The sequence below is a fragment of the Kitasatospora sp. NBC_01539 genome (genome assembly GCF_045040525.1).
GTDB lineage: Bacteria > Actinomycetota > Actinomycetes > Streptomycetales > Streptomycetaceae > Kitasatospora.
The window spans coordinates 8281656-8293922 of sequence record NZ_CP109390.1; the positions used below are offsets into that span (position 1 = coordinate 8281656).

Annotated in this window: 11 protein-coding genes; all 11 read left to right on the top strand. The window is 70.1% G+C overall.

The features are described from left to right. The first annotated feature begins 54 nt into the window (after positions 1-54). The 11 genes from OG335_RS35840 (at position 55) to OG335_RS35890 (ending at position 12252) form a co-directional block, all read left to right on the top strand. Positions 55-1182: an acyl-CoA dehydrogenase family protein gene (locus OG335_RS35840; RefSeq protein ID WP_405009713.1), complete on the top strand. Its 1128-nt coding sequence runs from the start codon at positions 55-57 to the stop codon at positions 1180-1182. Positions 1183-1193: 11 nt separating this feature from the next. Next, on the top strand, positions 1194-2240 hold the full coding sequence (locus tag OG335_RS35845) for an SDR family oxidoreductase (protein ID WP_405009712.1): 1047 nt from the start codon (positions 1194-1196) through the stop codon (positions 2238-2240). After that, positions 2237-3478, top strand: coding sequence for an aspartate aminotransferase family protein (locus tag OG335_RS35850; RefSeq protein ID WP_405009711.1), 1242 nt, complete (start codon positions 2237-2239; stop codon positions 3476-3478). Before OG335_RS35845 ends, OG335_RS35850 begins: the two co-directional genes overlap by 4 nt. Beyond that, complete coding sequence (locus OG335_RS35855; RefSeq protein ID WP_405009710.1) at positions 3475-3930, top strand: type II toxin-antitoxin system RatA family toxin; 456 nt, start codon at positions 3475-3477, stop codon at positions 3928-3930. The genes OG335_RS35850 and OG335_RS35855 overlap by 4 nt, the downstream gene beginning before the upstream one ends. A 19-nt stretch (positions 3931-3949) precedes the next feature. Continuing rightward, positions 3950-4495 (top strand): flavin reductase family protein, encoded by a 546-nt coding sequence (locus OG335_RS35860; protein ID WP_405009709.1) that lies wholly within the window; start codon positions 3950-3952, stop codon positions 4493-4495. Continuing rightward, positions 4492-6138 carry a condensation domain-containing protein gene (locus OG335_RS35865; protein ID WP_405009708.1) on the top strand — a complete coding sequence of 549 codons (1647 nt, stop codon included), beginning with the start codon at positions 4492-4494 and terminating at the stop codon, positions 6136-6138. The genes OG335_RS35860 and OG335_RS35865 overlap by 4 nt, the downstream gene beginning before the upstream one ends. Further along, complete coding sequence (locus tag OG335_RS35870) at positions 6135-6896, top strand: thioesterase II family protein (protein ID WP_405009707.1); 762 nt, start codon at positions 6135-6137, stop codon at positions 6894-6896. The genes OG335_RS35865 and OG335_RS35870 overlap by 4 nt, the downstream gene beginning before the upstream one ends. A 108-nt stretch (positions 6897-7004) precedes the next feature. Further along, complete coding sequence (locus OG335_RS35875; protein ID WP_405009706.1) at positions 7005-8327, top strand: salicylate synthase; 1323 nt, start codon at positions 7005-7007, stop codon at positions 8325-8327. Positions 8328-8378: 51 nt separating this feature from the next. After that, a complete protein-coding gene (locus OG335_RS35880) occupies positions 8379-10037 on the top strand; it encodes a (2,3-dihydroxybenzoyl)adenylate synthase (RefSeq protein WP_405009705.1) in 1659 nt (552 codons plus the stop codon). Between the two features lie 74 nt (positions 10038-10111). Further along, positions 10112-11338, top strand: coding sequence for a 3-deoxy-7-phosphoheptulonate synthase (locus OG335_RS35885; RefSeq protein ID WP_405009704.1), 1227 nt, complete (start codon positions 10112-10114; stop codon positions 11336-11338). Between the two features lie 104 nt (positions 11339-11442). After that, entirely contained in the window at positions 11443-12252 is an 810-nt protein-coding gene (locus OG335_RS35890; protein WP_405009703.1) for an MOSC domain-containing protein, read from the top strand. The last annotated feature ends 15 nt before the right edge of the window (positions 12253-12267 follow it).

Sequence of the window (12267 nt, forward strand, 5' to 3'; positions counted from 1 at the left end):
TCCGCACGGCCCGGTCCGATCATTTCGATCCACACACCAACGGGGAAAACCAGCATGCAGTTTTTGGAAACCGAACGCGCTGTACTCCAGCAGTTCATGCCCGGTCTCGACGACGGCCTCGCCCGGATCCCCCTTGCAGAACTGGAGAGCCCGGGCAGCCCCGGGCTGGCCATGCTCAAGGCCGCAGGCGGCCCGGGCATGCTGATCCCCACCGCGCAGGGCGGCAACGGCGCCACCGCACTGGAGGCGACCCGGGCGCAGCGCGCGATCGGCGCCAGATCACCCTCCCTCGGCGTCGCTTCCACGATGCACCACTTCTCGGTCGCCAGTCTCGCCGAGGCCAGTCTCGGCGACGGATGGGAGTGGATGCTCCTCGAAGGCATCGCCGACGGCCAGCTCCTCGTCGCCTCCGGCTTCGCCGAAGGCCGCAGCGCCGCAGCCATCCTGTCCCCGACACTGCGCGCCGTACGGCGCGGCGACGACCTGGTCGTCACCGGCTCCAAGAAGCCCTGCTCGCTGTCGCGTTCGATGGACCTCCTCACCGCCTCCGTCGCGGTCACCGATGACGACGGACACGAGCGGATGGCCGTCGCAGTCATCCCGGCCGACAGCCCGGGCCTGGAGGTCCGGCCGTTCTGGAACAGCTTCGCGCTGGCCGGCGCGGAGAGCGACGAGGTCATTCTCAAGGACGTCGAGGTGCCCAGGCGCCTGGTCGTGATGACAGACAGCACCGAGAACCAGCGGCCCGACAAGCTGCAGACCAGCGGCTTCATCTGGTTCGAACTACTGGCCGCCGCCTCCTACCTCGGCGCCGCCAGTGCTCTGGTCGAGGGCGTCCTGTCGGCGGGCAGAGCGGCTTCGGTCGAGCGCGCTGCCCTGGCCACGGAGGCCGAGGCCGCCATGGCCATGCTCGAAGGCGTGGCCCGGGCCAAGGACGCCGGAGAACAGGGCGAGGAGATGCTCGCCAAGGTCCTGTGCGTCCGCTACGCGGTGCAGGACGCCATCGGCCGCATCAACCGCCGTGCGGTGGAACTGCTCGGTGGTATGTCCTTCATCGGGTCCGGTGACGCGGCGTACCTGTCCGCCGCATGCGCAGGCCTGATGTTCCATCCGCCGTCCCGCACCCACATGTCCGACCAGCTGTGCGACTACTTCGCCGGCCGGCCGCTGCGCATCGGCTGAGACGAACTCACATGTCCGAGATCCCGAACCCCGCTCCGACCGTCCTCCTCACCGGAGCCAGCGGCGTCGTCGGCCAGGCTGTACTGGCCCGGTTGACCGACTGCACCGTCGTCTGCCTCACCCACAGCACACCGGTCCCCGGCCACCGGGCGGCCCGCGTCCACGGCGACCTGACCCTCCCGTACTTCGGCCTCGACCGATCCGCCTACCAGGACCTGGCCGACCGGATCGACACGGTCGTGCACTGTGCCGCGGTCACCGGCTTCAGTGTCGACGCGGAGCAGACCAACGACCTGAACGTCCGCGGAACCGAGAGCGTCCTGGCATTCGCCCGGCGGGCGCAAGCACCACTGCAGCATGTCAGCACCGCCTTCGTGGCCCGCCGCGACCTTGCCCTGGACGGGTACGGCAGCGCCCGCCCGGAGATCTACCTGGACAGCAAGCGCATCGCCGAGCAGGCGATCGTGGAGTCGGACGTCCCCGCGAACATCGTCCGCCCGTCCGTGGTGATCGGTGACTCCGTCACCGGCCGCATCTCGCAGTTCCAGGGACTGCACGCCATCGCCGGCGCCCTGCTGAAGAACGCACTTCCGATGCTCCCGCTGGAGCCGGACACCAGGATCGACTTCGTCCCGCAGGACCTGGTCGCCGACGTCATCGCCCAGCTGGTGCGCACGGGGACGACGGGAGGCGAGTACTGGGTGACCGGCGGCCCGGCCGCACCGACCGCCGAGCGAGTCATCGAACTGGGCCTGGCGCTGGGCCGCAGCCTCGGTCTGTCGTTGGACGCACCGCGCTTCGTCTCCCACGACATGATCGACCGGCTGATCCGCCCGGTGTTCATCGACGCGCTGCCCCGGGCCCAGCGGCGCCGCTTCGACGACATGCTGGCCATGACCGCCCTGTTCAACACCCAGGAGCCGTTCCCCAGCACCTATGGGCACGTCCCCGGTGTCACCTCGTTCTCCGCCCGGAGCCTGGAGGACGCCTTCACCACGTCCATGCGTCACTACGCCCGGGCCAAGGGCATGGTCCGCCCCAGCGAGGTGGCCGCATGACCGCAGCAACCGAGCAGTCACGGACAGCCGTCCTCGACCTCTACCGCCGGCACCTCAGCAAGGGCCGGGCCAGTCTCGCCGAACTGACCGGAGGCGACCAGGAAGTCTCGTCGCACGCCGCGCACGTGTTCGGCGCCGACGGCAGGCGCTTCCTCGACTGCGGCGGGTACGGGGTGTTCCTGGTGGGGCACACCCATCCGGCCGTCGTCGACGCAGTGGTGGCGCAGGCCCGCACGCACCCGATGTCGACCCGGCTGCTGCTGGAGCCCACGGCGGCGCGTGCCGCCGAGGCACTGGCCGCCGTCACACCCCCCGGGCTGGATCGCGTGCACTTCGTGAACTCCGGCGCCGAGGCCGTCGAGGCGGCCATCAAGCTGGCCCGCACACACGGCAAGGACCGGCTGGTCTCGGCGGACGGAGGGTTCCACGGCAAGACGATGGGAGCACTCTCCCTCACCGCCAAGGAGCTCTACCAGGCTCCCTTCCGGCCGCTGCTGCCGCAGGTCGCACACGTCCCCTACGGCGACGCGGAGGCGCTCTCCGCCGCCGTCACGGCCGACACCTGCCTGGTCCTCGAACCGGTCCAGGGAGAAGGAGGCGTGATCGTCCCACCGGACGGCTACCTCATCGAAGCCCAGCGGATCTGCCAAGACCGCGGAGCCCTCCTGGTCCTGGACGAGATCCAGACCGGCCTCGGCCGACTGGGCACCTGGTGGGGCGCCGACCGCGAGCACATCTCCCCCGATGTGCTGCTCGTCGGCAAGGGCCTGAGCGGAGGGGTCGTGCCCGTCGCCGCCATGGTGGCCACCGACACCGCCTACGAGCCGTTCAACCGCGATCCGTTCCTGCACACCTCGACCTTCGCGGCATCACCCATCGCCATGGCCGCCGCCCGCGCCGCCGTCGAGACCATCCGGAACGAGGGCATGGTCGAACGCGCCGCCGCACTGGGACGCACCCTGTCCGGCGAACTGGCCCGGATCGTCGCCGAACGCTGCCCGGAACTGGTCACGGAGATCCGCGGCCCCGGCCTGCTCATCGGCATGGAATTCAAGAACGAGCACACGGCCGGCGCCTTCGTCATGGAGCTCCACGACCACGGCGTCCTCGTCAACCACAGCCTCAACGCCCACAGGGTCCTGCGCTTCACCCCGCCCGCCGTACTCACCCCGGGCGACGTCGACTGGCTGCTCACCGCCTTCGACGCCGCCGCCACCACCTTGGAAGGAACCCTGTGACGCGCCAGGTCACCCTCGCAGCATTCGTCCACGACGCCGATGCCGACACGGTCTTCACCCGGCTGGCCGACTTCGAGCGCTACCCCGAGTTCACCGACGCCGTCCGAGAGGTCCAGGTCACCCACCGCGACGACGGCGTCATCGACTCCCAGTGGGCGGTCAACTTCCGCAACGGCATCCTCCGCTGGACCGAGAACGAGATCATCGACCAGGCCGCGCGCTCCATCACCTTCGCCCAGACGACGGGGGACTTCGCGTCCTTCGACGGCACCTGGCAGGTCGAGGAGCACCCGGACCACGTCGTCATCCGGTTCGACGCCGAATTCGACCTCGGCATGGCCAGCCTCGCCGCCATCCTCGACCCGATCGCCGAACGCGCGCTGGTCGAGAACCTCCAGCGCATCCTGTCCGGCCTCAACGGCCCGTCGACGACCTTCGGGGAGCGGCCGTGACAGGACCGAGCAGGCACCGGTGACCGACGTGGACAGCCGACGGGCCTTCCGCGACCTCCTCGGCAGCATGCCGGCGGGCGTCTGTGTCATCACCACGGACGGTCCCGCCGGCCGTGCGGGCATGACGGCGAGCAGTGTCTGCTCGCTTTCACTGCAACCCCTCCTCCTGCTGGTGTGCCTCGGCAACGGGTCCGGGACGCTGCACGCCATCCGCCGCAACAGCCGGTTCGCCGTCAACCTCCTGCACGAAGACCATGAACGGACCGCCGACGTGTTCGCCACCGACCGGCCCGCCGGGGAGAAGTTCGCCGACGCCGGCTTCCACCTCGTCGACGGATCCCCGGTGCTCCGTCAGGCACTGGGCTGGCTCACCTGCCGGGTGTACTCGACGGTGCCCGGCGGCGATCACACCGTCGTGCTCGGAGAGGTGCTCGACCTGTCCCGGTCCGGCGGGCAGTCCCTCGTCTGGCACCACAGCCGATACGGATACCACCGCACCGCGCACCCCACCCTCCACGAAGCGTCCCTTCCCCTCGACCCTGCCCACACGATGGACCGCCCATGACCAGCACCCACCCCGCACCCCCTGCCGCGGACCTCTCCAAGGACGACATCCGCAACGCGGTGGCCGGCCTGCTCGAAGTCCCCGCCGACTCGATACCCGACACCGACAACCTGATCCGCCACGGCATGGACTCCATCAGAATGATGAGACTGGCCGGCGGCTGGCGCCGCGCCGGCGCGGACATCACCTTCCAGAGACTGGCCGAGCAGCCGACCGTGGAACGCTGGCACGAACTGCTCACGACACGCCCCGCGCCGAGTACCGCCAGTGCCCGTACCGCCCTCCACCCCGTGGACTCCGCTGCCGCCTTCGACCTCACCCCGGTGCAGCGCGCCTACTGGATCGGCCGCGGCGACGAGATGAGCCTCGGCGGCGTGGGATGCCACGCCTACATGGAATTCGACGGCAGCACCGTCGACCCGCACCGCCTGGAAGAAGCCGTACGCCAGGTCATCGCCCGCCACGAGATGCTGCGTGCGAGGTTCCTTGACGACGGGCGGCAGCAGATCGCCGAGCAGAGCCCCTGGCAGGGCCTCACCGTTCACGACCTCACCGCGTTCGACGCCCCCACGGCCGAGCGGACGCTCGAAACCGTACGGGACCGGCTGTCGCACCGGCGCCTGGACGTTGCCAGGGCAGAAGTACTCGATGTGCAGCTGTCCCTGCTCCCGGCCAGCCGGACCCGGATCCACGTCAACATCGACCTTCTGGTGGCGGACGTCGCGAGCATCGAGGTCCTGCTGACCGATCTCGCCGAGGCCTACCGGGAACCGGGGCGCCACACCCCGGCGCCGGGGTACGGCTTCGCGCAGTACCTGGCGGACCACCGGGCCTGGAGCGAGGGCCCGGACACGGCGGGCAGTCCGCTCACCGAGGCCAAGGACTACTGGAAGGGCCGGATTCCCGCTCTTCCTCTCGAAGGACCGCGGCTGCCATTGGCCAAGCGGCCCGAGGAGATCGGCAGACCGCGGTTCTCCCGGCGCAGTTTCGTGCTCGGCACACCGCAATGGCTGCGGATCACCGCCCGGGCCCGAGAGCACGGCCTCACCCCTGCGATGGTCCTCGCCACCGCCTACGCCGAGATCCTGGGCGCCTGGAGCGATGACCCGGACTTCCTGCTCAACGTGCCGCTCTTCGACCGGCAGCCACTGCACCCCGCGGTCTCCGGCATGGTCGCCGACTTCACCAATCTGGTGCTGCTCCACGTCGACCTCCGTCGACGGATCCCGTTCGCGGACCGGGCGGGCGAGCTGCAGCAGCAGCTCCAGCAGAGCGCCTCACACGCCCAGTACTCCACGCTGAACGTCCTGCGGGACCTCAGGCGAGCCAACGGCGGCAAGCGGGCGGGAGCCCCCGTCGTCTTCGCGTGCAACCTCGGCTCCGACTTCGTCGGACCGCAGTTCCGCGCCGCGCTCGGCGAGCTGACCTGGATGCTCTCCCAGACGCCCCAGGTCTGGCTCGATCACCAGGTCTACCGCACCGACGATTCGGTGCTCCTCGCCTGGGACGCCGTGGACGAACTCTTCCCGGCCGGACTGCTGGACGACATGATGCGCAGCTACCAGCAGATGCTCGACTGGCTCGGCGCACCCGACACCGAATGGACGTGTCCCCCGCCTGCGATTGCCGGCGGTGCGCGATGAACGCAGCCGTCACCACCCGGTCCCGATGGCTCAGGCGCTTCCACCGCGCGGACGACGCCACCGTCCGCCTGGTCTGCTTCCCGCACGCGGGAGGCGCGGCCGGATTCTACTTCCCGATGTCCCGGGCACTCTCCCCGCACGTGGAGGTGCACGCCGTGCAGTACCCGGGCCGCCAGGACCGCAGGTCGGAGCCCGGAGCGGTGGACATCGACGAACTGGCCGACGAGATCGTCGGCGCACTGGCGCCGATCCTGGACGGAAGCCCCCTGGCCTTCTTCGGCCACAGCATGGGCGCTGTCCTCGCCTACGAAGCGGCTCGGCGTCTCGAACGCCAGACCGGACTTTCACCTGTCGTGCTGTTCGCCTCCGGCCGGAGGGCGCCCTGCCGCCACCGGGAGGAGAACGTCCACCTGAAGGGGGATCGGGCGCTGCTGGAGGAGCTCCGCCACTTGGGCGGTACCGCCCCGGAACTCCTCGACGACCCCGGAGTCATGCGGGCGCTCCTGCCGGCCATCCGCCGGGACTACCAGGCGATCGAGACCTACCGCCACCGCCCCGGAGCGGAACCCAGCTGCCCCATCGCCGTCCTGACCGGTGACGACGACCCCAGGACCACCCTCGACGAGGCCCGGGACTGGAAGCACCACACCACCGGCGGCTGCACCCTGCACGTCGTTCCCGGCGGCCACTTCTTCCTCAGCGATCACACCCAGGACGTTGCCGCCCTCATCACGGCCCGGCTCCTGGCCGGACCGTAGCGCCGACGCCCGAACACAGCACGCAGACATCGACCGAACGACAGAGCCGCCGGCAACGGACCGGTGGATCCGCAAGCGCGCCGCACCGGCGCCGGAACGGGGGCAGGAATGGACCACTACAAGGACGAGACGATCACAGGGCACTTCGACCCGCTCGTCGCCGCCACCATCCTCGTCCGGGCAGGGCTCCACGACCGCCACGTCGTCTACGAACGCGAAGGGGAGTGGTGTTACGCCGGCGGGGCACTCGCCGAGATCGTCCTGGACTCCGCCGAACTCCGCGTACGCCGGAACGGGGAGGAGAGCGTCGAGCCGGTCGGGAACCGTCCACTCACGCAGGTGCAGGCTGCTCTCGGCCGCCTGCCGATCACCGACTGGACCACCTACGGCTGGATGGCCTTCGAGCTCAGCTACCTGACCCGCCGACAGGTCGAGGCACCGGCCGGAACCCCGCTCCTCCACCTGATCGTGCCCCGGACCGAGGTGAGGCTCCGGTCCGGGCGGGCCGTGATCCGCACGACCGAACCGCCGGTGACCGAAGCGATCCGCACGCTCCTGGAAACCCCGCAGCCCGAGCCGGCCGGCACCCCGGTGCCTGTCCCGATCGATGCCTACGGCGCGGAGATGTACAAGAAGTCCGTCGCCGTCGCCGTCGAGGACATCCGGCGGGGTGAGCTGCAGAAGGTGATCATTTCACGGCCGGTTCCCGTCCCGGGACCCGTCGACATCTGTGCGACGTATGTGAACGGTCGCCGGAGCAACACCCCCGCCCGTTCCTTCCTGCTCGACCTCGGAGGCTGGCGCGCGATGGGATTCAGCCCGGAGACCGTGGTCGAGGTCGACGCCGACGGTGCGGTCTCCACCCAGCCCCTGGCCGGCACTCGGGCCCACGGGCTCGGCGACGAACGGGACGCCCAACTGCGTGAGGAACTCCTCACGGACGCCAAGGAGATCTACGAGCACGCCATCTCCGTGAAGCTGGGCCACGAGGAGCTTCTCACGGTGTGCGACCCCGACTCCGTGGTCGTGAGCGAATTCATGAACGTCAAGCCCCGAGGTCCCGTCCAGCACCTCGGCTCGCGCGTCATCGGTCAACTCGCCCCCGGAAAATCGGCCTGGGACGCCCTGGCCGCGCTGTTCCCGGCGATCACCGCCTCCGGAGTCCCCAAGGAGGCCGCCTACGAGCGGATCGTCCGCCTGGAATCCCAGGCCCGCGGGCTCTATTCCGGGGCCGTCCTGACCGCGTCGAGTGACGGTTCCATGGACGCGGCACTGGTTCTCCGCGCGCTCTACGAGCAGGACGGCCGCGCGTGGCTGCGTGCCGGTGCGGGCATCGTCGCGGACTCGAACCCGGCACGGGAGCTGGAGGAGACCCGCGAGAAGCTCTCCAGCGTGGCCCCCCACGTGATCGGCCCGATGCGGCGCCCGTGAGGTACGACCCCCATCCCCTGACAGGCCACCGACAAGAGGAAGTCAACGCAGATGCTCGACGGTTTCGTGCCATGGCCGGAAGAACTGGCGAACAAGTACCGCACGGAGGGCTACTGGCGTGATGTCACCCTCGGCGGGCTGCTCACCTCCTGGGCCGCGGCTTACGGAGACAGCGTGGCGCTGACCGACGGCGACCGCCGCGTGACCTACCGGGAGCTGGACGGCTGGGCCGATCGTCTGGCCCACGGTTTCGGCCGGTTGGGCATCACTGCCGGGGACAGGGTCGTCGTCCAGCTTCCCAACGTGCTCGAGTTCCTCCCCGTGGTCTTCGCCCTCTGCCGGCTCGGCGCCCTGCCCGTTCTCGCTCTGCCCGCCCACCGGGAACACGAGATCGGCGCCCTCAGCGTCCTCACCGGGGCGAAGGCCTACATCATCGCCGACCGGTCCCTCGGTTTCGACTACCGTGACCTCGCCCGCCGGATCGCACAGCGCGCCCCCGGCCTGCAGCACGTCGTCGTGGCCGGCGACCCGGCCGAGTTCGTTCCCCTGAGCGCACTCGACGCCCCGGCCGGCCGCGAGCCTGAAACAGACCTTGCACCTTCGCTCCACGGCGCCGAAACGTTCGGTGCGCAGGACGTCGCGTTCTTCCTGCTGTCCGGCGGTACCACCGGACAGCCCAAGCTGATCCCCAGGACGCACACCGACTACGCCTACAACCTGACTGCCAGCGCCGACGTCTGCGGACTGGACCGCGACACCGTCTACCTGGCGGCACTTCCTGCCGCGCACAACTTCGCGCTCGGCTGCCCCGGCGTACTCGGCACCCTGCACGCCGGCGGCCGAGTGGTGCTCGCCGCCGACGGCAGCCCGGACCAGGCCTTCTCCCTGATCGAGAAGGAGGGCGTCACCATGACGGCCCTCGTCCCCCCACTGGCGATGCTGTGGATGCAGGCCGTGGAGTGGCTGGACGACGACCTGTCCACACTCGAGGTGCTCCAGGTGGGCGGTGCCAAACTGCCGGCCGAGGCCGCCCGGCGGGTGCGAGGCACCCTCGGCTGCCGACTGCAGCAGGTCTTCGGAATGGGGGAGGGCCTGCTCAACTACACGCGGCTCGACGACTCCGACGAGGTCGTCGCCACCACCCAGGGCCGACCGCTGTCCCCGGCCGACGAGATCCGGATCGTCGACGAGAACGGCCGCGAGGTTCCCGTCGGGGAGGCAGGACAGCTGCTGACCCGAGGCCCGTACACCTTGCGGGGCTACTACCTCGCCGGGGACCACAACGACACGGCCTTCACCGCCGACGGCTTCTACCGCACCGGTGACCTCGTCCGTCTCCTTCCGGGCGGCAACCTCGTCGCCCTGGGCAGGACCAAGGAGGTCATCAACAAGGGAGGGGAGAAGATCGCCGCCGAGGAACTGGAGAACGAACTCCTGGCCCACCCCGCCGTTCGCGAGGTCGCCGTCGTGCCGATGCCGGACCCGGACTTCGGCGAGCGGATCTGCGCTTTCGTCGTCGCCCCGGGAGAGGGCCTGTCCCATGCCGACGCAGTCGACTTCCTCACCTCCCGCGGCCTCGCCACCTACAAGCTGCCCGATCGCGTCGAACCGGTCGACGCCTTGCCGCTCACCACGGTGGGGAAGGTCGACAAGCGGGAGCTGGCCGAGCGGATCTCGACCGCCGTCGCCGCAGCGCGGACCGTGGACTGACCACGGGGCGAGGCAGCACAACAGCAACGCCCGCGGTCCGCGACCAGCCACGAGTTTTCGGAGAGCGACCTTCCATGTCTTCAGCCCCGCCACAACGACCCGGCCTCCTCACCGCCGGCCGGCCGCTCGTCTGGGACATGCTGCCCGCCGAGCAGCAGCCTCACTGGCGCGACCACAGCTCCTATGCCGCCACCCGCCGTGCCCTGCTCGAGGCCGCGCCGCTCGTGCTGCCCACCGAGATCGCCGAACTGCGCGGGCAGCTGGCAGCGGTTGCCTCCGGCCGGGCCCGCCTTCTCCAGGCCGGCGACTGCGCCGAAAACCTCACCGAGCAGACACCCCGGCACATCGCCGGCAAGATCTCCGTCCTGAACGCCCTCGGGGACCACCTCGCCGCCCGGACAGGCCAGGACGTCGTCCGGATCGGTCGTATCGGAGGGCAGTTCGCCAAACCGCGTTCTGCAGCAACCGAGCGGCATGCGGGATCCGAACTTCCCTCCTTCCGCGGTCATATGGTGAACGCCGAGGAACCGACCCCCGAGGCGAGACAGCACGACCCGCGACGGATGCTTCTCGCCTACGAGGCGGCGGCCCTCGTCTCGGAGCACCTGCGCGAAGCCCGGCACCAGGGTGCCGCCGCCGACAGCCCCCGGATCGCCTCCGGACCCTGGGCGAGCCACGAGGCCCTGGTCATCGACTACGAAGGACCACTCGTTCGCAGCACTCCCGACGGCAGGGAGTACCTCGCCTCCACCCATCTGCCCTGGATCGGGGAACGCACCCGCCAACCCGACTCCGCACACGTCGACATGCTGTCCGTCGTGCAGAACCCGGTCGCCTGCAAGATCGGACCCACTGCCGGCCCCGCAGAGGTCGTGAAGCTGTGCGGGCTGCTCGACCCCGAGCGGAGCCCAGGTCGGCTGACCCTCATCCTGCGGCTGGGCCGTACTCGGGCCGCAGACGTCCTGCCAGGGATCGTCGACGCGGTCCGCCACGCCGGCCATCCGGTCATCTGGGCCGTCGACCCCATGCACGGCAACACCGAGCACACCCAAAGTGGCATCAAGACCCGGCATCTGCGGCACATCGCCGAAGAAACGACCGTGTTCCTGCACGTACTCGAACGGCAGGGAGCCCACCCCGGCGGCCTGCACCTGGAAACGGCAGCCACCGACGTCACCGAATGCCTCGGCGCGGGCATCCGCAGCGAGGACGCCCTCGACCGGAGCTACACCACCCTCTGCGATCCTCGCCTCAACCCCGAGCAGGCCCACGAACTCATCCGGATGCTCTTCCGGTCGTGAGCGGCTGCACGGGGCTCCTGCAACGCCGCCGGCGTGCCACGGAACGATCCCCGGCAGGCACGCACACCCTCCACCCGATCGGCACAGCCGGAAGGAACGATGACATGACGACACGCGTAGGAACCGTCGGAGCACTGTGGCGCTACCCGGTGAAGTCGATGCTGGGCGAGGAACTGCCGGTCGCGGAGATCACGGGACGCGGTCTCGCCGGCGACCGGACACACGCCCTGCTCGACACGGAGACCGGCAAGGTGGCCAGCGCGAAGAATCCGCGGCTGTGGCGGAACCTGTTGACGCTCTCGGCGTCGGCGACGAGCGACGGCGGTATCCGTATCACCGGCCCGGACGGTTCGGAGCTCAGCCACGACGACCTGTCGCGGGCCGTCGGGCGCGCCGTCGTCCTCGCCACCGAGCCGCCGTCGAAGGCCAGCATCGACCGCGCGAACCCGGACGAGGTCCTGGACGAGGGCGTCGACGCCGAGGTCGGGCTCCACGCCATCGACCTGCCGCCCGGAACCTTCTTCGACTACTCCCCGCTGCACCTGCTCACCACCGCCACCCTGGACCGGATCGGCGAGCTCAGCCCGCGGGGCAGTGTCGAAGTCCAGCGCTACCGCCCCAACCTCGTCATCAGCACCCCCGAGAAGGGATTCGTCGAGAACGCATGGATCGGCCGGGAACTGACGATCGGACCGCACCTGCGTCTGAAGGTGGCCGTTCCCACCCCGCGCTGTGCCATCCCGACCCTCGCCCACGGCCGGCTGCCGCGAGACCCTGACGCCCTCCGGGTGCCTGCGCAGCACAACCGGCTCGAGCCGCTTCCGGGTATGGGACTGTACCCCTGCGCAGGCGTGCACGCCGAGGTGCTCGTACCCGGACGGATCACCAAGGGCGACCCCGTGCTGCTGGAGTGAGCGGACAGCGCGCCC

Coding starts and splice junctions, on each gene's coding strand:
- OG335_RS35875 (WP_405009706.1), top strand. CDS start 7,005: ATGGACCACTACAAGGACGAGACGATCACAGGGCACTTCGACCCGCTC.
- OG335_RS35870 (WP_405009707.1), top strand. CDS start 6,135: ATGAACGCAGCCGTCACCACCCGGTCCCGATGGCTCAGGCGCTTCCAC.
- OG335_RS35845 (WP_405009712.1), top strand. CDS start 1,194: ATGTCCGAGATCCCGAACCCCGCTCCGACCGTCCTCCTCACCGGAGCC.
- OG335_RS35840 (WP_405009713.1), top strand. CDS start 55: ATGCAGTTTTTGGAAACCGAACGCGCTGTACTCCAGCAGTTCATGCCC.
- OG335_RS35865 (WP_405009708.1), top strand. CDS start 4,492: ATGACCAGCACCCACCCCGCACCCCCTGCCGCGGACCTCTCCAAGGAC.
- OG335_RS35885 (WP_405009704.1), top strand. CDS start 10,112: ATGTCTTCAGCCCCGCCACAACGACCCGGCCTCCTCACCGCCGGCCGG.
- OG335_RS35850 (WP_405009711.1), top strand. CDS start 2,237: ATGACCGCAGCAACCGAGCAGTCACGGACAGCCGTCCTCGACCTCTAC.
- OG335_RS35890 (WP_405009703.1), top strand. CDS start 11,443: ATGACGACACGCGTAGGAACCGTCGGAGCACTGTGGCGCTACCCGGTG.
- OG335_RS35880 (WP_405009705.1), top strand. CDS start 8,379: ATGCTCGACGGTTTCGTGCCATGGCCGGAAGAACTGGCGAACAAGTAC.